Origin of the sequence: Microscilla marina ATCC 23134, from assembly GCF_000169175.1 — a bacterium.
Taxonomy (GTDB): Bacteria; Bacteroidota; Bacteroidia; order Cytophagales; family Microscillaceae; genus Microscilla; species Microscilla marina.
In genome coordinates, this window is record NZ_AAWS01000041.1 from 59,379 (window position 1) to 86,185 (window position 26,807).

21 protein-coding genes are annotated in these 26,807 nt (G+C 40.3%); 14 read left to right on the forward strand and 7 right to left on the reverse strand.

Features of this window, described 5'->3' with window-relative positions:
- The first annotated feature begins 5 nt into the window (after positions 1–5).
- The 4 genes from M23134_RS27635 (at position 6) to M23134_RS27650 (ending at position 4,786) form a co-directional block, all read left to right on the forward strand.
- Positions 6–836, forward strand: a complete 831-nt coding sequence (locus tag M23134_RS27635) for a hypothetical protein (RefSeq protein ID WP_045114464.1) — start codon at positions 6–8, stop codon at positions 834–836.
- An 8-nt stretch (positions 837–844) separates the two neighbouring features.
- Complete coding sequence (locus M23134_RS27640) at positions 845–2,263, forward strand: PKD domain-containing protein (protein WP_198145103.1); 1,419 nt, start codon at positions 845–847, stop codon at positions 2,261–2,263.
- 42 nt (positions 2,264–2,305) lie between these two features.
- Positions 2,306–3,637: a CHASE2 domain-containing protein gene (locus M23134_RS27645; protein ID WP_002701921.1), complete on the forward strand. Its 1,332-nt coding sequence runs from the start codon at positions 2,306–2,308 to the stop codon at positions 3,635–3,637.
- Positions 3,638–3,874: 237 nt separating this feature from the next.
- The gene (locus tag M23134_RS27650; RefSeq protein WP_002701923.1) at positions 3,875–4,786 is read left to right on the forward strand and encodes a caspase family protein; all 912 of its coding nucleotides are present in this window, start codon (positions 3,875–3,877) and stop codon (positions 4,784–4,786) included.
- 1,198 nt (positions 4,787–5,984) lie between these two features.
- Here the strand turns inward: M23134_RS27650 and M23134_RS27655 are convergent.
- Positions 5,985–8,150 (reverse strand): 7TM diverse intracellular signaling domain-containing protein, encoded by a 2,166-nt coding sequence (locus M23134_RS27655; RefSeq protein WP_002701929.1) that lies wholly within the window; start codon positions 8,148–8,150, stop codon positions 5,985–5,987.
- 459 nt (positions 8,151–8,609) lie between these two features.
- On the opposite strand from M23134_RS27655, the gene M23134_RS27660 reads away from it, so the two are divergent.
- Complete coding sequence (locus tag M23134_RS27660) at positions 8,610–10,424, forward strand: hypothetical protein (protein ID WP_002701931.1); 1,815 nt, start codon at positions 8,610–8,612, stop codon at positions 10,422–10,424.
- A 225-nt stretch (positions 10,425–10,649) separates the two neighbouring features.
- On the opposite strand, the gene M23134_RS27665 is transcribed toward M23134_RS27660, so the two are convergent.
- Both M23134_RS27665 and M23134_RS27670 read right to left on the reverse strand, forming a co-directional pair.
- Complete coding sequence (locus M23134_RS27665) at positions 10,650–11,696, reverse strand: patatin-like phospholipase family protein (protein WP_002701932.1); 1,047 nt, start codon at positions 11,694–11,696, stop codon at positions 10,650–10,652.
- A gap of 838 nt (positions 11,697–12,534) precedes the next feature.
- Complete coding sequence (locus M23134_RS27670; RefSeq protein WP_157558680.1) at positions 12,535–13,344, reverse strand: leucine-rich repeat domain-containing protein; 810 nt, start codon at positions 13,342–13,344, stop codon at positions 12,535–12,537.
- 826 nt (positions 13,345–14,170) lie between these two features.
- Between M23134_RS27670 and M23134_RS27675 the strand changes: the two genes are divergently transcribed.
- Complete coding sequence (locus M23134_RS27675; protein WP_002701941.1) at positions 14,171–15,499, forward strand: BspA family leucine-rich repeat surface protein; 1,329 nt, start codon at positions 14,171–14,173, stop codon at positions 15,497–15,499.
- 166 nt (positions 15,500–15,665) lie between these two features.
- Here the strand turns inward: M23134_RS27675 and M23134_RS27680 are convergent, their stop codons facing one another.
- Positions 15,666–15,833 carry a hypothetical protein gene (locus M23134_RS27680; protein ID WP_157558681.1) on the reverse strand — a complete coding sequence of 56 codons (168 nt, stop codon included), beginning with the start codon at positions 15,831–15,833 and terminating at the stop codon, positions 15,666–15,668.
- A 31-nt stretch (positions 15,834–15,864) separates the two neighbouring features.
- Here M23134_RS27680 and M23134_RS39030 point away from each other — a divergent pair, with 31 nt between their 5' ends.
- The 8 genes from M23134_RS39030 to M23134_RS27720 all read left to right on the forward strand — a co-directional run bounded on the left by M23134_RS39030 (position 15,865) and on the right by M23134_RS27720 (position 24,648).
- Positions 15,865–17,340: a BspA family leucine-rich repeat surface protein gene (locus M23134_RS39030; RefSeq protein WP_053337402.1), complete on the forward strand. Its 1,476-nt coding sequence runs from the start codon at positions 15,865–15,867 to the stop codon at positions 17,338–17,340.
- A gap of 344 nt (positions 17,341–17,684) precedes the next feature.
- Positions 17,685–19,784 carry an FUSC family protein gene (locus M23134_RS27690; protein WP_002701947.1) on the forward strand — a complete coding sequence of 700 codons (2,100 nt, stop codon included), beginning with the start codon at positions 17,685–17,687 and terminating at the stop codon, positions 19,782–19,784.
- A gap of 376 nt (positions 19,785–20,160) precedes the next feature.
- Positions 20,161–21,039: a formylglycine-generating enzyme family protein gene (locus M23134_RS27695; protein ID WP_002701950.1), complete on the forward strand. Its 879-nt coding sequence runs from the start codon at positions 20,161–20,163 to the stop codon at positions 21,037–21,039.
- A gap of 47 nt (positions 21,040–21,086) precedes the next feature.
- Positions 21,087–21,488, forward strand: a complete 402-nt coding sequence (locus M23134_RS27700) for a hypothetical protein (protein WP_045114468.1) — start codon at positions 21,087–21,089, stop codon at positions 21,486–21,488.
- Between the two features lie 151 nt (positions 21,489–21,639).
- Positions 21,640–22,086: a hypothetical protein gene (locus M23134_RS27705; RefSeq protein WP_002701954.1), complete on the forward strand. Its 447-nt coding sequence runs from the start codon at positions 21,640–21,642 to the stop codon at positions 22,084–22,086.
- 136 nt (positions 22,087–22,222) lie between these two features.
- A complete protein-coding gene (locus tag M23134_RS27710; protein ID WP_002701956.1) occupies positions 22,223–22,822 on the forward strand; it encodes a hypothetical protein in 600 nt (199 codons plus the stop codon).
- A 123-nt stretch (positions 22,823–22,945) separates the two neighbouring features.
- Positions 22,946–23,311 carry a hypothetical protein gene (locus tag M23134_RS27715; protein ID WP_002701958.1) on the forward strand — a complete coding sequence of 122 codons (366 nt, stop codon included), beginning with the start codon at positions 22,946–22,948 and terminating at the stop codon, positions 23,309–23,311.
- A 125-nt stretch (positions 23,312–23,436) separates the two neighbouring features.
- Entirely contained in the window at positions 23,437–24,648 is a 1,212-nt protein-coding gene (locus tag M23134_RS27720) for a tyrosine-type recombinase/integrase (protein ID WP_045114470.1), read from the forward strand.
- Between the two features lie 98 nt (positions 24,649–24,746).
- Here the strand turns inward: M23134_RS27720 and M23134_RS27725 are convergent, their stop codons facing one another.
- The 3 genes from M23134_RS27725 to M23134_RS27735 form a co-directional block, all read right to left on the reverse strand.
- Positions 24,747–25,193 carry a hypothetical protein gene (locus M23134_RS27725; protein WP_002701962.1) on the reverse strand — a complete coding sequence of 149 codons (447 nt, stop codon included), beginning with the start codon at positions 25,191–25,193 and terminating at the stop codon, positions 24,747–24,749.
- 26 nt (positions 25,194–25,219) lie between these two features.
- Positions 25,220–25,684, reverse strand: a complete 465-nt coding sequence (locus M23134_RS27730; RefSeq protein ID WP_002701964.1) for a hypothetical protein — start codon at positions 25,682–25,684, stop codon at positions 25,220–25,222.
- Positions 25,685–25,924: 240 nt separating this feature from the next.
- A complete protein-coding gene (locus M23134_RS27735) occupies positions 25,925–26,431 on the reverse strand; it encodes a hypothetical protein (protein WP_002701966.1) in 507 nt (168 codons plus the stop codon).
- Between the last annotated feature and the right edge of the window lie 376 nt (positions 26,432–26,807).

Below are 26,807 nucleotides of genomic sequence, written 5' to 3' on the forward strand. Positions count from 1 at the left end.
TACCCGTGAACAACTATCATACATATCTTTTGCTACTGTCGACAGTGTTCTGCACTGCCTTCTTCTTTCAGGCAAATGCCCAATTGTTTTTTTCAAAAAAAGCGGTATTGAAGTACCACAAAATAACATTGGATACTTCTAAAAACACCATTACGCTCAACTTTGACCTACAGGGACCTGCCAACCGATATTATGTAACCCGTTTGTATTACTCCAGCAACAATGCCCGCTCGTTTAAGGGACCTTTGCAAGCGGTGAACGGCGATGTAGGCGATAGCATCAGGGTAGGCAATAACAAAAGCATTGCCTGGTCTTTTGTCAAAGACAACCCTTACTTCAGTGGAAAGAATGTGATTTTTAAAATAGAATCTACCGAAATACCCAAACAAGCCAAGGGTGGCCCAAGACACGCGCTCAAATCGTTGCTGTTGCCTGGTTGGGGAGATTATAAAGTGAGGGATGGCTACCATTATGAATGGATTCCGACCGCAGCATTTACCCTGTTGGGTACCGGAGTTTTCTTTCGGTTTTGGGCAGACCATCTGTATGAAGGCTATGACCTGAGCGACCCCAACAGCGAAACCGCCCACCAACGTTTATTTCAAACCGCACAGTCTTACAATATTTTATCACAGGTTTTGTTAGGAGCCTCAGCCATTGTGTGGTTGGGTGATGTGCTGGGGGTGTACCTCAAAGGGCGAAAAAACCTGAAAAAATATTTTCCAAAACGAGAGGAAGAAGCCAAAAAAACTGCCTGGCTATTGCCCGCTGAGATAGTGCCTTCTATTGCTCGGTTTTCGGGCGGATTTCAGTTAAATATTTTGTGGAGATTTTAAGTATGTCGATGATGTTTTATCAAAATAAATGCCTCAAAAACACTGGGTTACTGCTGATTTATGGAAGTTTGTTGGGCTTGTTTACCAGTTGCCTTTTTCAGGAACAAGCGTATGTGCCCCTCAGCGCCGACTTTATCCCTTCACGCACTACCATACAGGTGGGCGACACGGTAAAGTTTACGAATGGGTCTCAAGTGGCAGCATCGTTTCTATGGGATTTTAAAGACGGCACCCAAAGTACCCAAGCCAACCCTCAGCATGTTTTTGGCGATACCGGACGCTATGCGGTAACCATGGTGAGCACCAAACGAGACAAAACAACCAGCGACTCAATGGTCAAAGAGGTGGTAGTACTGCCTGCTCCAGGTCAAGCCCAAAATACAGTCTTGATAGAAGGAAATTCAGAAGATAAGTATGGCTTTAGAATGACTCAACTGGCTGATGGTAATCTTGTGTTGGCAGGTCGGCAAAACCTGGGCAACCTACAGGTGATCAAGACACCTGATGGTGCTACACGTGTTTGGGAAACAGACTTGAACAACATTGCCAGGGGGCAACTTTTTGTGGAGGCAGTCAAAGAGTTGTCAGATGGTAGCATTGTGGTAGTAGGGCATTATTTTGACCTGGTGGGTGCCAGCGATGCTTTTATTGTAAAACTGGATGCTGACGGCAAGGAGGCTTGGCGCAATAAGTTGGCAACAGTAGACCACGAAATTTATAAAGATTTTGTAGAGGGCAGCCAGGCAAGCGTAGTGGTATTGGCTTCCATCAACCAAACCCAGGTTCAACTCAATGAGTACTCATCGGCTGGGGTACTCATCAGAAGCAAAACATTTGGCGAAACCCACGTACCAGCGTCTATGTTGTGGGACCAAAACGCTAAGATCATCATTGCTGGAACCAACTTGAGTAGTTCGAATCCTTTTGTGTTGCAACTTGACAGTGAGCTGACCCAAGAGAAACTGCAGGACCTGGGTTTTGATGGAGAGATTTTTAAAATTATACAACTGACCAATGGGGACTTGGTAGTGGCGGGCAACCAAACCATTGATAGTAGCCGCCGGGCAATGATTGCCAGGGTAAATGTTGGCAGTTTGGCTACGGTTTGGCTAACCAACCCCATGGCTTATAGTAGAAAAGCCTCTGAGGAAACTTTTGTAGATGTGGTAGCGTCAGGGCAAAATGTATTTGCCCTGGGTACTCACGGCAACCCATTGAGCGGTACTGATGTTTTGGTATGTAAATATGGTCAGACCAATGAGGCTATCTCATTAGAGATGCTCAGTGTTTTTGGAGGAAGCCAAGATGAACAAGGAAGACAGCTATTGCTCAGTGAATCTACGCTTTTTTTTATAGGCGAAACGGAGAGTTTTAGTAACAGCTTTAAGGCAATCTATTTTGTGAAACTAGATTTAAACCTGGACTAGCATCGCTGTTTTTTATTCAATGGCACTTTAAGGGAAACAATAATGGCTAAGAAAAGAAATATTCAAGGCATTTTATGGAGTTGGTTGCACGCCGCTGTCATGGTATTGTTTACTTGGGTATGGCTCAACTTTGGTCCTACCTCAGAAGACGAAAGGTTACTCATTCGAGCATCTACCATTGCCAAACGTTTGCTGTTTAATATAGCGCCTGATCGCCCCCAGCGACATGAGCTCATGTTTATCAATGTTGCCCACGACTTAGATTTGATTCCACGACTTGATGGAAACGGTAAGAAGTTAATTACCAATCGAGCAGCGCTTGCCCGTGTGCTTGAGTTTTTTAAACAGCACCCTGACTACTACCGCTACATTGTTTGTGATATTGTGTTTGACCAGGCAGACGAAAGTGAAAACGGACGCCTTAAGGACTCCTTGCTGAGGGCGGCTTTTGCCAATTTGCCCAGGGTGGTTTGTGCAGCAGGCACCAATAGTAAAGGAGCGTTGAATCAAGGGCTTTTTCCGGGAAAAAAAGCCGCCGTGGAATACCGTGCCAGGCAAGGGAGCCTTTTTCTAAAGTTCAAGCTGTATCAGGGAAAAAACAAGAGTTTGCCTTTGGTAATGTATGAAGACATTCATCAAGGCAAAATGGCCTCTCAGGGCTTGGGCTATACACTCAATGGTCGTCCCTCTTTTAATAAAATGATTATTGACTTTAGGGTAAGGCAGCACCACCTCAGAGATACCAGCTTTTATGGAGGATATTACACCCTACAAACAATGGGAGAACTGATAGATGTATATGAGTTTGATGCAGACATTTTTGACTTTATGAAAAAACACCGCCCCATTGTAATGATTGGAGATTTTACCCGGGCTGATGTGCATCGTACTGTAGTAGGGCAAACCGCCGGAACCCTTATTTTACTGAATGTTTACCTGGGGTTGGTCAAAGGACAATCAATCATTTCGCCGTTTTTGGTGCTTTTAATTTGGCTGGGCTACTTTGTATTGTCTTACCTTACTTTTTATGGTTTGCCTTTCAAAACCAGCAACACCTGGCGTAGGTTTAGTCAAACGTTCTTTGGCAAACTTATCATCGAGTACATCAGCATTGCTTTGTTTCTGATGTTGCTGACGGTGCTCACCTATGCCTTGTTTCATGTACACCTCAATATTTTAATCATGGGAGTATACATCAGGTTATTGTATTGGGTGCTTAGCTGGCGCAGAAGGCGCAAAGAGCAAAGGCATAGCCCAAAACAAGAGCAAAGACAAGAAGGCCCACGACCGAGTGAGTTTGACCAAAAGGACATAAGCATGTACAAACCCGGAAAACATAAAGCATGGAAGAAAAGAAGTTTTATCCGTGGTTGAGCACCCTTGCAAGAGGTGCAGTGGTGTGATCACCATCTAAAAGTGTGCTGTTACTTACTACTAATAAGGAATGACTATGTAATGTAGTCAAAATAACTTCCCCATTTTAACTGTATATTTTAGTCGCTATACATCGTTGAAAAATAGCCGAATAGCGCTGCTATTAGCCGATTTTTCGCCTTGTCTAGCGAAAAAATATTTACTTAAATTTGCTGACATTATTTCGGCAACATTACTATGATAAAAAAAAGTGTTTTTTTGATATGTTTTTTTGGGGCAATGCTTGTGCTGGAAGAGAAAGCGAATGCCCAGAAAAAAAGAAAACCAAAAACCATTGAAGTGTTGACCCCTAAAGTTACACTTGACTTGGGCTATTTGAGAAAAGATGATATCAATGCCACAGACTTTGCTTTTGATGCCCAGGCAAAAAACTACCTGCTGTTAATGGCTTGCGACAAATATAAGTATTGGCGCCCACTCAACAACCCAGTAAAAGATGCACAAGATGTAAAAAAGGTATTGCTGCAAAAATATGGCTTTCAACAGGAGAACGTGTTTGAACTGATGAATGAAGAAGTGACGGCCATTAAAGTTGAAAAAGCTTTTGACCAATTGAGTGAGTTGGGCAACAACCGTGACAACCTCATTATTTACTATTCGGGGCATGGGCACTATGACAAAAAATATGATGAGGGTTTTTGGGTACCAGTAGATGGTCGCACCAGCTACCAAAGCTCTTATATTCGCAATGCAGACATCACCAAATACATTAAAAGACTAAAGTTTAAACATGTTTTTTTGATTGTAGATGCCTGTTTTTCCGGGTCATTGTTTGTAAAAGGGCGCCGGGGGTATGAAGAAAAAGTAGAATCTCTCAAGTCACGTTGGGGGTTTGCCTCAGGCAGCCTGGAGTTTGTCTCGGATGGTAAGAAAGGCGAAAACAGCCCTTTTGCCAAGCACTTACTCAATTACCTAAGAGGAAGCGTACAAGACAAGTTTCCTGTGTCGCAGCTTATTCAGGCAGTAAAGGTAGCTGTAGCCAACAATACCAAACAAGTGCCCGTAGGCAGGCCTCTACAGGGGGTAGGCGATGCCGGAGGAGAGTTTATTTTTTACAATCACCAAGGCAAAGATCACTCTAAAAAATAGCTGCATGAGTTGGGTAAAATCAATGAATACCGCCAAACAATCAATAGCCAAGTAAAAGTGAAAAGCCCCGACAGGGGCAAGTCCCTAGATGCCGATGAATATCGGTACCCCGCAAGCGGGATGTCGGCGTAGCCTCCACTAGGCAAACTCTGTTTAACTCCGTTGAGCTCATCAAAGCAAGCTGTAGATTCGGTTCATAAGTAACTAAACTTTTGTATTGCACTGATTTTCAGTAACTTACAAGAAGCATAGTTAAAGGCTCCGACAAGGTGCCAGGTGTACCCTGTTCTATAGGTCGCTAACAAACACATAGTTCTTTCATTTTCAGCAGGAAACAAAGGGCAGATGTGGTTTATTATGCTGTGTCAATCACTTGCCAGTTTTTGGGCTGATAGACCTGCCCTGCTCAAATGAGGGGCAAGCAACAATGAATTGATTTTTAAAATATTTATGAAACTGCTGGGTGGAAGTTGTTAAACTTTGCAGGAGGGTGTGTACTCTACCCAGCTTTTTTTAAAAAAGTACCGTCCTCGCCTCGGTTGTGTGTTTTCACCAATTGATAAATCCCGCCATTCGGGGGCGATCGAAACTCTAAAATAAGTCGTTTTTTAGGCTTGTGGATGGTTTGATTTAGCTTTGCTGAGCACCGATATTTATCGGCATCTAAGGACTCGTAAACTCGGTTGTGGAGACATAAATCAGGGTGAAAAATAGTAGGGTAGAGTAGAGGGTATGGCAGAAATGCAAAAATTATTTGGATACCACTCAAATAACATTTGGCTTGGCAGAACCTCTCAAGTGCAAAAGAAGCCCTTTGCCAAGCCAATGTTTTTGTACCATTTGTTCAAATATAAGAGTTAAGGTTATGCATAGCATCAATTGCCCCAAGACTTCAGGTGGGCATAGGTGAGACTTCAGGTATTATGGCGGTTTACCTGGCCTTTGTAACCATTCATCAAAGTTGTAAATAAATGTATAATGAAGTTTGGTTGACCATCTATGAATAGCGTCTAACAGCGATGGGATCGGTGTAGCTAAATAACTGGAGTTAGGCAAACCTTTCTAAGCACCTCTATTTTGATGGTTATATTGCTCTATTGTTTCGCAATGCATCGCTTATAGCTGATTGCTTGCTGCTACTTAATATATATTTAGAGGCTTGCTTCTGGCAAGGCAGCGCTCTTGGGTTCTAAAAACCTTAGATTTGTATGCCTACCACCAAAATATCGTCTCGTTGCTTTTCACCTTGCGTATGCTCCTCCAGCTTTTGTTGCAAGAAGTGCCCTTGAGTGGGCAAACCTCGTGTTTGAGCATCCAATAAGAGTTGTTGAAAGCGAAGTGAGCCTATTTTTTTACGGAGCGAGTTATTTTGGTCTATGTAGCCATCACTACAAAGGTAAATGGTTCCACCAGCCCCCAAGTCGAGGCATTGATTGGCAAAGGAAATGTCGCTGCGTTGGATTCCTCCAATAGATTTGGGTGTTCCCTTTAGTACTTGTAATTGCTGTGGGCTATGCTTGCTAACATAGTAAATAGGGCGTTTGGCGCCAGCAAAAATGATTTTTTTGCTATTTTTTTCGATCAGGCATAAGGCGATGTCCATGCCATTCCGGTCATTGGATGTTTTCTGATCCAGGGCGTGTTCTATTGCCCGATGCAGGAGCTCCAGGATGCGCGCCGGATTGTAAATTTGCCTCACTTTGATGATGTGATCAAGCAAGGTATTGCTAATCATGCTCATAAATGCTCCAGGCACCCCATGCCCAGTACAGTCTGCCACTGCCATAAAAATTTTGTTATTGATGGTCTCTATCCAATAAAAATCACCACTGACTATATCCTTGGGAAGGTATAACACAAAGTGGTTGCCAAGGATATCCTTCATTTTTTTTTCAGAGGGCAAAATGGCTTGTTGTATGTTGCGTGCAGCCCGAATACTTTGGTCGATGTGTTTTTTGCTAATCCGCAGGTCTTGGTTTTGTTGCTCAATTACTTCTTGCTGTGTCTCCAGCTCTTCTTTTGCTTGCAAAAGCGCTTCATTTTGGGTCATAATTTCTTCATTCGATTCTTTGAGCGCTTTGGTGCGTTCAGTTACTTTTTTTTCCAGCGCTTCGTTTTGGGTGGCAATAAGGAGTTCATTTTCTTTAATTTTTTTCAGCAGTTGCTTTTGAGTAAGGTATTTTTCACGTTTGATCAGGTTTATTTTATCTCCAATGGCGAAAGAAAAAAATACGGCCTCCAGTGCTACTCCTGCTTGTGGAGCAAGGTGCACCAATAAGTTAGGAGAAGTAATACCTGTAACATACAATATGTTTACCAGGGTACCTGCTATAGAGAACGCCCAGGCAACGAGGTAATACCGAGCTACCACCACCCCCTTTAGGTACAAATAGCCTGGCAGTAATATGCCCACAAGCGTGCTGAGGAGTGCCACAGGAAATACAATGCTAAATACAGTATATTGCAGGCTTAGTATAAATAATACTGAGCAGGCGATGGTCATAAACACCGCTATTCTATGAATCCACCTGGAGTGACGGCGTGTTTCTAAAAATAAAATAGCAAACAGAAAGCTCAGCACCAATACCAAAGCAAACAAGGAGTCATTGTAAAGTTTCCAGTAGGTGGCATAGGGCAATACATATAAGTAATGCCCGCTGGCCACCAGAAGCAATAATGTGCTAAATATTTCCAGCACTACATACAGCAAGAGCACCAGCTCGCCCAGCACAAAAAACAGAAACAGGTTGTAGACAATCATTACTGCCAGCATGCCATAAATAAAGGCGTTGATCATTCCTTGTATCACAGTATGGTTTTGAAAAGAATGAGCCGTATAAATTTTGACCGGAAACTGGACCGATGTAGACTTGAGGCGAACATACAGGCAGGCGTGTTTTTGACTAGCTACAAGAGTGAGCACAGGATAAGGGTAATAAATCTTTCTTTGGTGGAAACTGCCGTTAAACAAGCCCATTTTTTTTGCTTTCCAACGTGGTTGGGATTGCTTTTTATTAACATAAAAAAAAGTAACTTCCCGAATAAAGCTGGTGACCTCCAAAATTAATTTTTGGGGACGGCTGTCATGGCTACCAATGCATACTTTAAACCAGTGGGTGCTGGATGAAAAGCCAAAATTGAGCGTGGGTGGAGACTTGAATTTGTTTTGATATTGGGGCAGCAGCACATCTTTGAGGCTAAGCCGATTATTTTTATCCTCAAGCCAATGAATCTGATCTTTAGTGAGGGCAAGCCGATCGCTGCCTGATGGGAGGTAAACCACAGGAGGCTGATGGGTGGCCTGAGCAATGCTATGGGTACTCAAAACGGATAGTATTATTGCCCAAAAAAAGTGCTTTATCATTGATAGTCAATTGCTTAGTGTACAACTTTGGACAACTCTTAAGTAACGCCTCCCATTTCATGTAGTATCACCTTTACCTTTGCGTTTAGAAAAAGCGTTCCTTATCATCTTCTGATTTTATGTACCTGCTTTGGGGCATAAAGATTTAAATCATACCTGACAAAAAGTAGACATTTGGTGGGTGAAGCGCCCTATTAAGCAACTTCTTTGTTATGGTCTATTATTCGTCCTCCATGCTTTTATTTAAACCGACAAACGTTGATTAAATTCATACATATATTAGCCATAATCACTAATTGTTGAATGTAAGTGTTTAACTATGAGTGGTTTAAACTTTGGTTGTAGCAACAATATTATTCAAGGACTTGTTGCTACACTCAAACACAGAAACTTACTGACTTGAGGGGTTCTCAAATGCCTGGTGTTCTGTGCTTTCAAATGATTTGAGGCTCTTAAATTATGAAATATACGACGTTGTTTAGGTTGATTAAAGAGGTGCCAGACAAAACAAGCAACCTGGCAGGCAAAGCAGCAAGGGAGGCTTTATTGGAAGAATTAAAATTAGCATTGCCTGGGTTACCTGATGGTTTCTTGTATTGCAGACATTCCTATCAGCAGGTTTTTTTTTCAGCAACTTTGCCTAAGAGGAAGAAATCGGCCACTGTAGTGACAGGGATTTCAGGTGTAAGTGCTTATTGGTGGCAAAAATGGTCAGCGTCATTACTCTGTCAGGCAATTTATTATGAGGTAGCACCACTAGGCATGAACATCGACAAGATAAACGCCCAGGTAGACTCATACAGTGCCGAGTTCCGATCCAAGGCATTTGTCTGGTATGCGTATGTACTGCCACAAGCGTGCCCAGAAATAGGCAGAGCATTGGCTTGTTTGCCCAACTTTGAAGAAGCTCGCTTGTTATACATTGCCTACCTGGTGGATAAAAATTGGATTGCGGCTAAAAATAATGCAGTAGCAGAAGGACAATGGAGCAATGCAGGTTGGGAGATGTTTCATCATTGCATCAAACTACATTTGTTAGGTGCTACAGCAGATGAAATAACGCAAGTAATGCAAACACTGCAAGACATGGGGCTTAAGATGCCAGGAGTTGCGTGGGAGTTTGGAGACTACTGGAGGTATTACTATGAATGGATGCAGCCAAATACCATTGATTGGACCGACCTGGTAAATGAAGCTTTTGGTGGGCTTCATTTACAATATCCTGTGATGCAATGCGGAGGAGTGGTTTTTCGAAAATATTCTAAAGATTTTGTCGAAGCTTTTGGGAAGCAGTTTGGTGCTACCAAAAGAAAAGAGGAACTACCTGAGTTTTCTTTTTTAGAAAAAAATAATCAACAAGTATACCTCAACAACCCTGATACATTTTTTGATGATCCATTGATGGTCTTGTGTTTAGAAAACCTTTGTCAGGAGATGATGACGTGGGTAAATAGCGTGGGTTTAAACAAGGAGGCTTTGAAAAATTTCCTGGAAAAGGTAGTAAAAGCTAACTTTTTGCCATTGCTACAAAAGACCTCAGTGAGGCTTTGTTTTGATGTACCAAAAACTGCTGGAGCCTCTGATGTTAGCAAACTAGATGAATATTTTAGAGGGGACAAACAAAATGATTGTGTGGCCAAACTTTTAGATTTAATACTTGTCAATTATTACACTGAATTGTGGTGGGCTGTAGTGTTGGGGAGCAAACGACTGAATAATGGGGTGCTTTTAGCCAACGATTGTTTTATTGTATTTTCATTCCAGGATTTGGTTCTCAGACGAGATTGGTTTGCAAAAAAACTGGATGTTCTGGAAGTGGAGCTGAGCCAGGGGAGGGTTTCCAAAAAGTTTAAAGTCATTCCTGCGAACGATCAAGTCACCCCCAGGTTGCTTACAAAAGAATTGAGTATCAAACAAGACTCCTATGCTCATTCGGAATGTCTAACCTTGGAAGTGATAGGGTACAATCAGGCTTTAGGCAGGAGGTTTAATCGTAAAGTTACTTTTCCGACCAGTCTCATTGTAGACCGCAGACAGGAGGCATCATTTTCTTTAACCAATCAATCTCATAGTTCAACAATTGCTACCCTTGGCTTTGACGTTTGTCTTCGAACACAAGAGAAACCCATAAGTGAGGCAGCCCCGTGGAGACAACCCCATAGTTTCAAACAAGAGTGGTATGCTGGTTGGTTGGGGCAGGCTTTGGGTGCAGAGCTTGTCAATGCCCTGAAAGAACAATTAGAATCGTACCGTGATTATAAGTCATTTGACTAAAAACCATTGACCAATTAGTATTGACTATGAAGCAGGGTATGTCACAAGGAGGGCATTATTTACTTTGATGAAAATTTATACGCTAAGTGTTATTTGTTAGTGCCAGCCCCCAAAGACGACACAGATATGGCAACGTCAAGTGATCATTTGTTGCCATCCAAAAATCATAAAAACCCACCAGCCTGCTTACCATTAGCAAGCCGATGAAGAATAATCATTGATGTGTTAAGCCATGAGGTGATTAATGAACTCATCCAATGAGTTACGATGATGTTCCAAAGTAGCTTGTGCCACTTCTTGCAATTTGTTGATATTTTCGGGAGAAGCATCTGCCAAGTCAGGAGAAAAACTGCCTGGGTTTTCTTCAGGTACATCCACCCTCAGGTAATTTTTTTGATCACCCTCAAGGGTATCAAATAACCAACGCATTTGGGTAGTAATGGTATCAAAAGCACCATCTATTACAATTTGTGGCAAATAGGTTGCCCACTTACCCAACCACCACTTATTGCTTTTATCCAGTTGATTTAGCTGGATATCGCTTGCTCCAGTTCCCAGCGAAAGAATAAGCATATCTTTGGCTGTGGGGTGCTCCTTTTGTGGGAATTTTGTCTTGCGACACTCTACATAAGCCATCATAGTTGGGTCGTGGGCAAATAACCCTCCGTCTATGTTAAACATTTCTTCGCCAGTAATTAGGTTATTGATCTGGGCAGGTGGAAAATAGGTAGGAGCAGCCGAAGTGGACCTTGCTACATCTCGTACATAAAAATCTCGCTGTTTATCTGTATCTTCGTGGCTATTAAAGAAAAAAGGAGAGGTTGTTTTCATATTATAGGTGGTCACCAGGCAAGGACGAATTAACTCAGTCATCCTGGTATTACCAAACACCTCTAGCAATACATTGTCAAGCATTATGGGGCTAAATTTTGTTGCGTCTATCAAAGATCGTAATCCAAGCCAATTGTTTTTTCGCGATTTATTGAAAATGTCATTACCTCTTTGTACATAAAAATCAAGCGCTTGGGTTGCTTCAAACTTGGCAGTAGATGTTTTGTCTTGATCATCAGAAAACCCAGGTGCTAAATAAAAACAAGCAAGCATGCCTCCAGTGCTGGTACCTGCGACAAAATCAAAGTAATCTGCCAATTTGGTATTGGGGTTGCCACTTTTTTTCTTTAATTGCTCCTCAACGTATACCAATATGGTCGCCGGAATCACCCCTCGGGTTCCCCCTCCGTCAAGCGATAAAATTCTTACTTTTTTACTCATGGTTTCAGCGTTATCTATAGTGTATTTTACAATTAGGTGATCATTGAATGAACAATTCAAGATTTTCCAGTACAACCAAGTCAATCAGTGATAAGGCAAGCCCAGCTTTCAAGTTGGTTGGTTCAACTCATTGTTTTTGGAGGGGGCTTGACCCTCGCAGCATCCAACAAAGAATAAAACTCTCTTCAAACAATGTTCAAAGAGAGTAAAAGCAATCGATCTATCTCACGAATGGCACCTCAATGACTAAAGCCAAAGCCTGGGTGCTTCGCTAACATATTGCTTATCTTAAAATAGTTTATTTGGGTAGCGCAACGCATAAAAATTCAATATAGCATCGATTTTACCCGAATTCACTTGTTTGATGCCTGGAAAAAAAGCCGTAAAACCACATCTACTAAGATGTGATTGAACGGCGAGATGGTTTATTGAATTATACTTGTTGAGTAAATGTAGAATTAATTTAGTGGTTGATGCAAAATATTTGTAGACAGGAAGCGGACACAAGTGGGGCAAAAGGAAGACAGAAACAGGCAGGTGTTGTGTAAACCATAAAAAAGGCAATAGAAGTGATCTGCTTTGCACATGTTTAGGAGTTTTATTACGCAAGACCACCTATTGCCTAAAGGTTTTATGTATTTTAGTGATTTTGATTAACAAGGCATTGAAACATTGCTTAGTCAACTGCTTGGGTAAAAAAGACTGCCCCACATGATAGAGCAGTCTTTCGTTTTCCAACAAATTGTCTATATCTGATATTCAAACTTATGGCTAATAAAACCATGCTTGTTGGTTTTCCTGGTATTTAGAGTAGATGCTCACAAGAAATCAAGTACCATCAGAAGGTAATGTAGCAATTGGGCAACCATTGGGCTATTTTACGTTGCTCTTGCCTGGGGACTGCATTGCCAGTTAAATTTAAGTGCTTGAGTTTTTTAAGCGCTCTTATTTCTTTGGGCAAAGTGGTAAGGCGATTATGGGAGAGAAAAAGCCCTTCTAAGTTTTGTAACAAGCCGATTTCTTTGGGCAAGTGCACTAGTTGGTTATAACTTAGGTTTATTTGCTTCAAGCTTGTGATATTGCCCACTTCCTGAGGCAAGCATGTCAAGTAATTGTAGCCCAAACTCAACTTTTGTAGTTTACCTAATTGCCCCAGGCTTGCGGGCAAAGCAAGTAACAAGTTATTCTCGAGGTTGAGCAAGCGCAGGTTTTGTAAGTTGGCAATTTCTTTGGGTAGCTCTGCCAGCAAATTGTGCCACAACCACAGCTCCTCCAGTGCTGTAAGGTCGCCTATGCCTTCTGGAATAGTGTTTAACTGGTTTTTATTTGCCCATAGTTTGCGCAGGCTATAGCAATTGCCCAACTCTTGTGGCAATGCTTCAAGATTATTTCCGTCCAGGTCTAGCAGTACCAATGCCTCCAGGTATTTTATTTGGGCAGGGATATTACTAATTCGCCTATAACTTAAATTAAGGCTGGGCTGGTTCAAATCTACAATATGTTTTGCTTCTATATGGTGGATATTTGTGCCAAAAAAGAAGTTGTATAACGCTAAATAATCAGCGACAATTTGCGCGTACTCATCGTCTTTTGCCCCCTTGGCAATTTCCAGGGCAAGCCTCACATTTAACGCGTCAGACGATCTCAAAAGCTCAATAAATTTACCGGAATAATTCATGCCATATTTTCATAAAAGTGATTGGTTGTTGATCAAAGGGAGCTGACTATTGGTTTTTTTATATAGCTGTCAGTCAGGCGGTTGATCAAAAATAAGGTATGGGACCAACTTATCTAATTGAGACAATAAAACATACAGGGTTGTGGATGTATAAAGTAGACTTATGTGCTTTATCTACCTTGTGTCTTGCCTGGGGCATAGTTTTGTCGGGCATTTTCTAAGAAGTGTCTAAGTAATGCTAATATATTACTTATCATAATGTTTTATTATAAAACTAATAATTACCTCCAAACTATTTCCCCCACGTTGTTTTATGTGTTCTGCAAGGGCACTTAAAACTTATAGATAAAAAGGAGTCTGGAGGCTTCTGGCCAAATGGCTGAACAAGCTTTAGCTATTGCCTGGCTTTGCATTCATAAATAAGCGCGAAGACTTGTATTCATCAATGCTTTTGGGGGTGGCTTACACAAAGTGTTCTTTGCTTACTTTCTGGCATGGGTAGATGTTACACAAATTTTGTTATATATTTGTATGCTACAACTTTCAGCCAATTCATTGGCAAAATGTTAAGTAAAGGTAGTAAATATGTGCTTTATGCTCAAAGGTGTTATCAGCCGCGAACAAGACCAAATACAGCCAATGGCCATGCTTCATTAGTTTGTCATGAATTATGCCCAATAACATTGATATGCATCTGTTTTTAATGCTTGCTACTACATTAATAAAAATTTACAAACAGCCTTTCAATCGCTATGTCTTTTGTATAATTTTTTTTTAAAAACTTGTAATAAACGACATGAAAAATCTACAAAAAATCACCCTTCTACTTTTGCCCTTGCTGCTTGCCAGTGTTATAGGCCAAGCGCAGTTTGTCACTATTTGGCAAACCGACAACCAAGGCATTTCTCAACCTAACCAAATTACCATTCCTGCCAGGGGGCATTACCAAATCGCCTGGCAGGAGGTAGGCAAGCCTCAAAACCAAGGCAAAACCACGGGCAAAGATGCCACCACGCTCACCTTACCCAAGGCAGGTAAATACAAAGTGAGCATTACAGGAGGCTTACAACAAATTCGCTTTGCCAACCAAGGCGATAAACTTAAGCTACTCAGCATAGAGCAGTGGGGCGACATTGCCTGGAAGTCTATGGAGAGCGCCTTCAAGGGCTGTAATAATATGGGTTGCCCTGCCACCGATGCCCCCGACCTGAGTCGGGTAAAGTCGTTGGCAAGCATGTTTGCCTATTGTACCCGGTTTAATGGAAAAATTGGGCACTGGAACACCAGCCAGGTAACTGATATGGCAAATATGTTTGAGTATGCAAGAGCGTTCAATCAACCGCTTGACCAATGGAATACTGGTCAAGTAACGAATATGGGAGCAATGTTTTTGGCGGCAGTGGCTTTCAACCAACCGCTTGGTCGGTGGAATATCAGCCGGGTAACAAACATGAGTAGAATGTTTTCTGCGGCAGCGGCTTTCAATCAACCACTTGAGGGCTGGAACACCAGCCAGGTAACAAATATGGGAGCGATGTTTTCTGCGGCAGTGGCTTTTAATCAACCACTTGAGGGCTGGAACACCAGCCAGGTAACAAATATGGGTGGAATGTTTCATTGGGCAAAGGTTTTCAACCAACCGTTGGGTAGCTGGAATACCAGCCGGGTAACAAACATGGGAGCAATGTTTTTTGGAGCAGTGACTTTTAACCAACCATTGAATAACTGGAACACCAGTCGGGTAACAGATATGAGCCACATGTTTTATTGCTCAGTCGCTTTTAATCAACCATTGAACAACTGGAACACCAGCCGGGTAAAGAATATGAGCCACATGTTTGATAGGGCAGCGGCGTTTGACCAACCATTGAATAACTGGAACACCAGCCAAGTAACGAATATGAGCCACATGTTTTATTGGGCGTTATTTTTTAACCAACCACTGAATGGCTGGGATACTAGCCAAGTAACGAATATGAGCTATATGTTTGCAGGGGCAACATTTTTTACCCATACACTTGATCAATGGAATGTAAGCAAAGTAACAAAGAGGTTGGGTATGTTCAAAGGCGCTACCGGCTTCCTGGAAAACTATAGCCTCTGGGAAAATACGAGTGAAGATTAAAACTTGTTTTTTTTCAAATCTTAAAAACTCATTAAAGGGTAAAGGCAATGCTCATTTTTGATAAATCATTATATTTGCAAATAGGAGAAAATTTAAGCTTTTGCCTTTCCCTCCCTATTATCCCGAAAAAGCCCTTATATTTGATAGTCTCTACAAGGGCGAAGCTTCAAGCGACAAGGGCGAATAGAATGTAAATAAAGCAACAGACGACTTGTTCAAATGTGCTGTCTGCTTCAAACAAAACCTCAACCGTTGGAAATGGTGGAATCAAGGTTGAGAAAAGCTTGGCTTTTTCGCCCAAAGGCAGATGAAGTTGCCCCAGGTTTTTAATCATTACTTTTATTTTCAAGCGCCTCATGAATAACATGCAAAATCTACCAAAAACTACCTTTCTATTGTTGAGCCTACTGCTTGTCAGTGTTATGGCTCAGGCACAATTCATTACTATTTGGCAAACTGACAACCAAGGCATTTCTCAACCTAATCAAATCACCATCCCCGCCAAGGGCAACTACCAAATAGTGTGGCAAGAAGTGGGGCATCCCCAAAACCAAGGCAAGGCAATAGGCAAAGATACCACCACGCTTACCTTGCCCAAGGCGGGCAAATACCAAGTGAGCATTACAGGAGGCTTGCAATACATTCGCTTTTCCCATCAAGGCGATCAACTCAAGCTACTTGCCATCACACAATGGGGCAACATTGCCTGGACCTCGATGGAAAGCGCATTTGAGGACTGTAGGCATATGAATTGCGTAGCTACCGATGCTCCCGACCTAAGCCGGGTAAAATCGTTGACTAGGATGTTTGCCCATTGTACCTGGTTTAATGGAAAAATTGGGCATTGGGATGTGAGTAAGGTAACTAGTCTGAATGCAATGTTCGTTTATGCCACCTCCTTTAATCAACCACTTGATCAGTGGAATACCAGCCAAGTAACGAATATGGCCTGGATGTTTTCTGGTGCCACCTCCTTTAATCAACCACTTGATCAGTGGAATACCAGCCAAGTAACCAACATCACAGGGATGTTTTGTCTAGCCTCCTCTTTTAACCAACCATTGAATGACTGGAATACTAGCCAGGTAACAGGTATGAAGTCCCTGTTTCACACAGCAACTTCTTTTAACCAACCGCTTGATCAATGGAACACCAGTCAAGTAACAGATATGGCTTGGGTGTTTGCTAGGGCAAAATTTTTTAACCAACCCATTGGAAGCTGGAGCACTAGTAAAGCAACGGATATGAGAGGAATGTTTTCTGGTGCACGATCTTTTAACCAACCGCTTGATCAATGGAACACCAGTCAAGTAACAGATATGACTTGGATGTTTGCTAGGGCAAAATTTTTTAACCAACCCATTGGAAGCTGGAGCACTAGTAAAGTAACGAGTATGTCAGAGATGTTTTCTGGTGCCACCTCTTTTAACCAACCCGTTGGAAGCTGGAGCATTAGTAAAGTAACGAGTATGTCAGGGATGTTTTCTGGTGCCACCTCTTTTAACCAGCCGCTTGATCAATGGAATACCAGTAAGGTGACGAATATGAGAGGGGTATTTATTGATGCACGATCTTTTAACCAACCGCTTGATCAATGGAATACCAGTCAAGTAACCAATATGTCAGGGATGTTTTCTGGTGCGACCTCTTTTAACCAACCGCTAAATGGCTGGAACACCAGCCAGGTAACCAGTATGAGAGGAATGTTTTCTGGTGCGACCTCTTTTAACCAACCACTGGATCAATGGGATGTAAATAAAGTAACAGACATGACAGACATGTTCAAAGGTGCTACAAGCTTTAAGCAAGACCTCAGCCACTGGAAGCAGCTAAAGAGGTGATTTGTTTGACCAAAACACCTAAAAATTATGCTGGTTTGATAAAGATAAGAAAAGCTTGATTTTTTCAATGCATTGAAAACTTATTGATGGGTAAAGACAGCGCTTATTTCTAATTAATTGTTATATTTGCAAATATGAGAAGCGTTGGGCTTTTGTCTTTCCTCTATTATTGTGCAAAGCGCTACATATTTAAAAATAAGTACTTATAAACACCCATGCGAAACCCTCTAAACGATTTTAATTCTTACAAGATCAACTCCATATCACGGTACTTTAGAAGCCACGATTTTTTGCGGTCTTTAGCCATGACTTTCTTAATGTTGGCCACTAGTTGCCTACTCTACATGGCAGAATATCAACATTATATATTAGGCAATTGCATTGGTATTTTATTGACATCGTTTAACGATATGCCAGGCAAGGCCACCAACCGAAGCTGGGCCATGGTGCTTAGTACAATTTTAAGTGCCTTGCTTATCACTGTCATCAACCTATTACAGTTTTCGTTGGTGCTCATGCTGGTATTCATCCCACTTTCCACCTTTGTTTTGTATATGCTTTCGGCATTCGGAAATCGGGCAGAAATATTTGCCTTTGTGGGTGCCCTTGCCATTTCTTTGGGTTTTGTGGGAGACCACCAAGGCAAAGAATTGTTGGTGTATGCGCTGACTATTTTTTGTGGTGGAATATTTTACACAACAGCGTCTTGGATATACCATTTGCTGACAAAAAACCGACAAATTAACGAACAGCTAGGCGAATTGGCAAAGCTTACTGCCGGTTATCTAAAGCAGGGCATAATCGCGGCAAAACGAAGCGACGCCAAGGAGGAGGTCAACCAAAACCTGCTGGGTTTACAAATCAACATTATTGAAAAACAAGGAAACCTGGGGGTATTGATATTATCAGATCGTACCATTACCAAGCCTTCAAGTAAAAGAAATCGACAAATGTTTCTTTTAAAACAATTGATCGATTTTATGGAATTGGCCGTAGCCACCCCGTTAAATCTGGCCAAAATAAAGGCACTACCCACTACCGATGAAGCCACGCTTGCCCCCTTTATCAATATAGCAGAGCAAATATATCATCAGTTGTTCCTCATCACCAAAGAGCTAAGAAGCGCCAATGTTTCTCACATTAGTAAAATTCAAATTGATTTTGATGAAGTAGAAGAAACCATACAACGTTTTTTTAAAACTGTAGACCTGCCACAAGCGCGGGAAGGCGTTTTAACAATGCACCACTTGCTTGATCATTATAAGCTACAAATAAAGCATCTTACGGGCATTGTAGCGTATATAAATGCCCCTGAATCTATAAAAGAGCTTGCCCTCTCAGAAAACCAACAAGGGTTGTTTTATAAAAAAGAATCCTACCATTTACGTCAGTTGATGCCCCACGTAAATATAAACTCGCCCGTGTTTAGGCAAGCCGTTCGGATGGCTTTTGGCTTTGTCCTGGCTTATCTGCTAGGCGCTCTGTTGGACATAGAAAAAGCTTATTGGATTATGCTTACCACCTTGCTCATCCTTCGGCTAAGTTATGGTGTCACTATGCAAAGGGCTCTCAAGCGTGTAGTGGGTACGGCAATAGGGGCAGCTTTAGCCTTATTATTACTCCAGGTATCCACTTCCATTGTATTTTTTGTGGCATTGGCTGCGCTTGGTATGTTGTTTTCCTTTTCGCTTTTGGTGCGCAATTATACCCTGGCCTCCCTGGCAATTACCTTGTGTATTATTTTTTCATTTGCCTTGCTGGATAGTCATCTGCATACCATCATCGCTTTCCGTTTTATAGACACCGTCATTGGTGCGCTTATTTCAATTGCGGTGGCTTATTTTGTGTTGCCCTTCTGGGAGTGCCAATCTTTTGAGAGAAATATAACAAATGCAGCCAAGGCCAATCAATCTTTTTTAAAAGAAATATTATTTTCTCACTTTTCAGACAAGCCCAGCGATACAAGTTATCGCTTAAAGCGAAAATCGGCCTATATAGCAAGCAGTGTCTTGAATGCAAACCTCCAGCGCTATACTCAAGACCCCAAGTCTAAGCGAGGCAGGTACGACTTGTTTTATGACCTGGTTGCCCTAAATCATTCCATTGTATCATCTATCACAAATTTGGGCAACTACCTCAAAGGGAAGCAACTCACCACATTACGATCTGTTTTACAGGAAATTTGTTCGCACCTCAACCACGACTTTGACGCTATATTGGAAGCAAAAAAAAACCTGCCAGGCAAAGAAAAAGCCTACAATAAGCTAGACTTTTATTGGCAACAGCTCGAAGACGCGCACAATGCCCAATATAAGCTGGGCAACACCGCTATAGATGAAGTGCTTAAACCCACATTCAAAGAGGCACATATTATTAAACAAGAAATGCAGCGAATCAAAGAGTTATTGCAAACGATGAAAACTCAGGCAAAAGGGGCATTTTAATGACAGCGTTAGGGTGATATTTTAGTCTCCCTTATTTCTGACTCTGACACCACTCTTGGTGCCACTGGCCTTCAATTTGTGGTAAATCAAGCGAAGATTTACTTCGTTTTCATTTTTTTCTACCTGAATATTTTTAATTTTCGGTGAGATGACGAAACCGCAAAAGGAAGCAGTAGAACTATTCCTCTCTAAGAATAAGTTGCGACAGGCGTTATTTCATTACGCTTTTGGTTTACTTCTTCTAATGGTTATGATTGTCGTGACGACCAATTTATGGTATTCTTCCTCACATCGGGTAGCGTCTCCACGCCCAATCTACCTTGGTTATTATAAACCTAAACTTTGCATTAATAAAAATTAAAATATTTATAATTAGATGGCTACAAAAAAATACCTGATCTTATTTTTTCAAATAGTGTGTTCAATGCTTTTGGTATTTTTGGGAACCACAGGTTTTGTCTACGCTCAGAAAAGTGATTTTCGTACTCCAGAAATGATTTTTGTAAAGGGAGGGGCATTTAACATGGGAAGTCCACGCTTTGCGCCCGATGCCAAGCCTACCCACAAAGTTTTACTTGACAACTATTATATCAGTAAATTTGAAATTACTAACCAAGATTTTGTCCTTTTTCTTAATAACGGAGAATGCACTTGGTTTTTAGATAGTCTCATCAATATCAAACATAAGCATTCAAGCATTAAATACTCAAATAAGCGTTTTTATGTAATAAAGGGTGCAGAAAGGTATCCAGTTACTAGAGTTTCATTTGATGGAGCAAAAGCTTATTGTGCCTGGCTAAGCAAAACAACAAAAAAGAAATATCGCTTGCCTACCGAAGCGGAATGGGAATATGCAGCCCGGGGCGGGGCCAAAAGCCGAGGTTACTTGTTTGCGGGTAGCAACAATGCAGATGAAGTCTCCTGGTATGATAAAACGGCTGTATACGTAGGAGGGGATAATGACCAGCAAAGCGAAGTAGGGTTAAAAAAAGGTAATGAGCTGGGCATTCATGATATGAGTGGAAATGTAGGTGAATGGTGTCAAGATTGGTTCGATGATGATTATTATGAAAGAAGCGCAAAACGAAACCCTGTGAATAAGGTGGTTGATAAGAGGTTTGGAGCGCTTAAAGTTGTTCGTGGAGGCTCTTGGAGGGATGCCCCAAGAGTTTGTTCTGTTTTTTATAGAATGCAAGCATTTACATATGAGACCGAGCCAGTTCTTGGTTTTAGGGTGGTAAGGGAGACTGATTAATCCAGCTCTTTTAAATAGTTATCCCACAGAGGGTAATAGTGTTGAAAATGAAAGCAGTATATGATTACTTGTTTTTTTGTTGTCATTGTATGGCAGGTAAAGATAGCATGTTAGGGGAGAAACAGGAGTTCCTGGCTTCAACAATTCTTTCTATAAACCTGGTGGGTGTGACTCAATCTTTATTATTGATGATGCTCATGGCTACTGGTTTGCTTGAACCTATTTTGAAGCTTTACCTTTTTCACTTTATAATAGGCTTATTGGCATCAGCAATATTAAGCGGTTTTTTACACGAAAAATACTTTGTAAAAAGTAATAGATATAAAAAGATTATTGAAAAGTATCATTACCATACTAAGCGTAAGAAAATCTTTTTAGGAGTAGTAGCATTTATATTTACTTGTGTAGATGGTTATGCCTTTATCTACATACTGTCTGAGTTTGGCTAAGAAAGTACCCAGTTCTTCCTCTCAAAAGCGATTTTAAGATTTATAACCATTGGGTTGTTTACTTTGGAACCACGTTACAAACACCCGTAGAAAAAAAGACACGCATTAAAATGAGCGCCAGGAAGGCTGTTAAAAGATAAAGCAAAGCTAAATGAGATCAAGGTTTAAATTATTAGGAGATGCAGGTGCAATGCCACTTTTATTTATAGGCTCTTTGGTGGTAATTGTTGGAATTTTTATTGAAAACCCAACTCCTGAGAGCATGGGAGGCGTACCACAAGAGTTTTATATGATGGTGATGTTGGTAGCAAATGTTGTTGTTAGTTTTCAAATGTTAAAAAACTTAAATATCATCTTTATATCTGATGATAGTATTTCTTTCAGACATTTTTTACTGAGAACTCACGTCAAGTATTCATTTAGTGATTTAGATGGTTTCAATGCCTGCCTAGCCAAGCCAAGAGATGGTGTTTTTGACATATTATATCTTAAAAAAGATGGAAAAGTAGTAAAGCAGGTTTCATCGAAATATTATTCAAACTTTCCTGAAATAAGGGCTTTTCTAAGCCATAAGCTAAATTATTTAAAGCAAGAATAATTCAACTTGGATTAACCAAACTATTTCACATAAAACATACAGCTTGATTCATTCACTTGCGTTATAAGGTTAATGACCAAATTTGTAATATTTGCCATTGCATATCCATCTTGACATTGATATCATAGTTGCATTTATGGAAAAAACACTCTGGTTGGTTACCATCGAAGAAAAGTTCCTAAGAATTTCAGAACGAAGGTTATTTGATAACGCATTGAGGTACTCATTATCTCTTGACATCATATTGGACGTAGCTAGGAAAGTAGAGATTCATTCTAATGATTGCGCTGAATGCCAGAAATATAAAGCCAATATATTAAAGTATTTGGAAGAAATTGAATCTTTTCTTGATGAGAATCCAATGATTGAGTTTGTAGATGATATAAATATATCTAACCAAAACCGACTTCAAAGCTCATACCGTGCTAATTTAAGACCAATACGAAATCATCTACTAGATGAGCATGGGCATTATTTACGGAATGCTTTTAGGGTTAGATTCACGTTTTATAGCATACTGATTAGTATAATTTTATTTTTTTTAAATCTTTCTTATTGGCCTCTTGCATCTTCAATTATCTTAGTGATGATTGGCTATTTAGCAGGAGATATTGTAAACGGGCAATATGAAAAAAAAGGTCGTATGATTCAAGTATTTGATTTTCGTAAAGCTGGTTTACTCGCTAAACGTCCTCCCTTTAATATTCGTGATTGGTTTCTAGGGCGACGTGATTGATGCCAGCCTTTTTTATTTGGTTATAGAGGAAGTTATGAGTTGAGCCCTGTACTAATTCAATATTTTGGAACCACGCGTTACAAAGGCGCGTCAGGAGGGTTTTAGTTGACTAACTGTGTATAAATGAGAATAGTAGAGTTTATTTTTTATAAGTATTACCGCTTTAATCAGATGATTAAAGATGAAGACCAGGAAAGTTTAATTAACCATGCGGCCGGGTTCATGCTACTGACATTATTTTTTTATTTGGTCAGGCTTTTTCTTTTTTTCCTGTCATTTGTTTCTACGAAGGCTGAGTTTGGCATAGGAGCAGCAGTATTTTTATTAATTACCTTTGTTTTAGTTCATTCGTGGCTATTTTCTTTCTTTAATAAGAAGGGCAGAAGCCAGAAGATCATGCAAAGCTTCAAAGGACAAAAAAATAGAGGCTTAGAGGTGATTTTTTGGCTCTATAATATTGGTTTATTTTTAGTGTTGGCTACAATTTAATCTTTAAAGGATGGATTCTAAGATTTTTTACACTCAAATTAAATTTATATTTATTTGATTTGTGTAAAAATATTCCCGAATTTAGCCCCTCCATTGAATTATTTAAACCACCCAAAATAAGTCTTATGAGTGAGTCTCTGCCTGAAAGTGCTTACGGTGAGCAACTACCAGCTCAAGCAATGCCCGAAAAAAACTGGATATATCATTTGACCCAGTTAATGAATGTCTACAAAGACTCGTTCAAAGCATTTGGTAAAAACCAACGACGCTACGAAACCCACGCCCGCCAATATTGCCAGTATTTGATAGAAACCAAACAACTCATCCATCAAATCAGTTTTGATAATTTTGTTGCAAAATTGGGAATTACAGGTCCTCGCCTGTCTTACACCAAAAAGTTCTTGAAATTTTGTCTCAAGCAAAATATTCAGCAAGTGGTACCCGACCCCACCAAGCGCAAAGCAGCTGCCCACCAGATTATTCTCCACTATATCAGCGAAGCAGGAGTATCGCCTGGCAGCGAAGATACCTACATTGCGGTGCTCAATTTATTTTTTGAATTCTTAGACGATCGTGGGCTCATGTTTAGCTATGTAGCCACCAGAGCTTACCTGGAGCATTGCCAGTACAAAGACCTGGCGGCACACACCAGAGCCTTGTACCTCACTTGCATCAAAAATGTGGCAGCATACCTGCAAGACCACAGCCACGAATACAACATAAACGATGATGATTACAAAGACCTGGGGCGCATTCAGCGGATCAAACGCGCCAAGTTGAGCACCCAACGCTATTATAAAGACCCACTCAACGAGCAAGAAAGGGAGTTGCTGTTAAGTTCTGAAGTAAGCCCCTCTCCTACCTACCGGGCAATGTGGTCGTTGATGGCATTTTGTGGGTTGCGCATCAAAGAAGTGTTGAGCCTTAAGGTAAATGATTTAGATTTTGGTAATGACGTATTGTGGGTGTTGGGCAAAGGACTTAGCACCAAAGAGCCTTGCCGTTTTTTTAAGCGCGCTCAAGCCTGTGTGCACAAGTATTTAAAGATTAAACCTCTTACTATCAATGATTTATTGTTTGAAATGAGCTACGCCAAAGCAGAAAAAGAGTTTAGGGCTTCGCTGGAACGCATGGGTTTGTCCAAGGCTGTTCAACAAGCCCAACGCCGTAAAGTTACCCTACATTCGCTGCGCCACACTTGCGCCCAGCTCATGTATGCCCATGGCAATAGCATAGAAATCATTCAAAAACAATTGCGTCATCGTAGCATTGCTTCTACTATGGTGTATTCAGAGAAAGCATTGATGGAGCAAGCACTGATGAATATTGTGGAGTAAAAGGTGCAAGTTTACCCATCCTAATTCCTTGTTGCTGCTGGATGGTGCACATTAACCTCGATGTTTCACAAGCCCAGGAGCTTGCGTCGGCTTGGTATTTATTTACACTGACAGTTTTGTTTGGTTATGTCTGCATGGCTGTAGTCTGCTATTAATATAAACTCACAATTTTTACTAGCCTTTGATTTTTCTTGTATTCTCTGTTTGCCTTCATTATATAACGAGTCATTAAGCTTCAGTTTATCGTTTGGCTTATGGACATTAAATATCCCACCACCAATATGGTACAATACACAAGAACCATTTTCAAAACCAGCATATACAACATAACCTCCCCTGCCTGAATAAGAAACGCTTATGTAAGAAGCTGGTAAACTTTGCTTATTGTAGCGACCATAAACAAAATAGTCTGTAAGTCTGTCATTGTAAATTTTGGTGATTACCTCCCCATTTCCAAGGCATAAATATTGAAATTTATAGCCTGTCAAACTACAATTACTACACCCTATAACCAAAACAAAAAAAACACTTATTTTTTTAATCATACTTAAGATAAGTGGATGCTTATTCGCTAGCCTTTTTTTAATTCAATGAAAGCTTTATTATCCCTTAATTCTGGATACTGCAAGACAAGCTTTTCTAAAGCTTTTTGATAAAACTTAAGAAAAGCTTTTCTAAAAGCTTTATATTCTGTAGTAATTTCGAATGCTCCATCATTTACCTCATAAATTATAAATTTATCATTCTTTGGGTCATGCAAGTATTCTAAACTATTGCTGTAATAGTCAGAAGACACGGAAAAAGTTTCATTGTTTCCTGAGTCTATTTCTTTGATGACATTTTTAAACTCTATCAAATAATCAATTATTCCTGGTTCCAAAACTATTTTTTCACCTTGATCTTTAAAAAAAATACTCATCTTTCCATAAGCCATGCTTTTTAAACCAAGAATATCCAGACCAGATATGCTGAGATTTTTTTTATCTTTATCTAAAATACCAGGCGCTATAAAAAAATTAAAGATAATATCGCTCATAGCATTTAAAAGGTTTCTTTTGCTATCAAGATAAGTTGCCTTGAGTGTTTTGGTTTTCTTCCTGCTGATGTTGTTCCAATGGTTTTTTGAAAAACATGGACTACAAAGTAATGTCCTTCGCTTTGATCTTAGGTGCTTTACTATATATAAAAACCTTTTGACGGTTCTCTTGGTCTTAAATTTAAAAAATGTCCTTTGATATGTCTTTGAAAAGTAGCTTTTAATTACTTCTGGCTTGGGTTATATGAGTTCGCCAAATATATCGTTTACATTTTCTTTACTCAACTGATCCAAAAAAAATGACCTAAATACACCCGCGTTATCTACACCAATATAAAGATGATCTGCTGCCTTATAATACCTTATGTACTCGCTTGCTCCTAAAGTAACACATATAGATTCTGATGCTTTTAGTATTTGTACTTTCATGGTACTTCTTTTCCGAGCATGTTTTTCAGAATGAAAGAAATCGTATAAACTATTATCGACTTTTTGTACATTTATTCTATCCGTTTCTAACACAGAGTCATTATTTAATGCTATGACTGTGATTTCATATAGCTTCCCCACCTCATTAAAGCGAAATTCTATAAAGTTTCCTTCATCTATATTATCATAGGTAGTTGTATGTTGAGGCAATATTTGGTTATTCAAGTTAATATTGAGTGGTATTCTTGTAATATCATTATAACACTCAATTACTGGATCTTCTTTTGAATCTATTTGTGAGACATTTAGCTTAATCATAATTTATATAAAGTGTTTGACAGTAGATGAAAAATCCGCTTGATGCGGTGCTCCAAACGTCGCTTCACCTCTCCCAAAAAATACACATGTTTAACTCGTTTATGTGAAAGAATACCTTGTACGTAATAATACTCTAGTTTTTTAAGTCTTCCACAGGAGGCTTGATTCACTCAATGGAAGTTTCTACCCTTACAAGGCAAGCTTTTCTTGCGCAGCAAAGCTACTTAATTCGCTTATAGCTCCAACATCAGGCAAGAGTTGCATTCGCAGAGAAGCAAGGTTTTCTTATAAAACCTATATAAGGCTCATTATCAACATTTTATTCAAGTTTTTATTCATGTACTCATCCGCAGGTGGAGACACCAGGCGGAGGCGG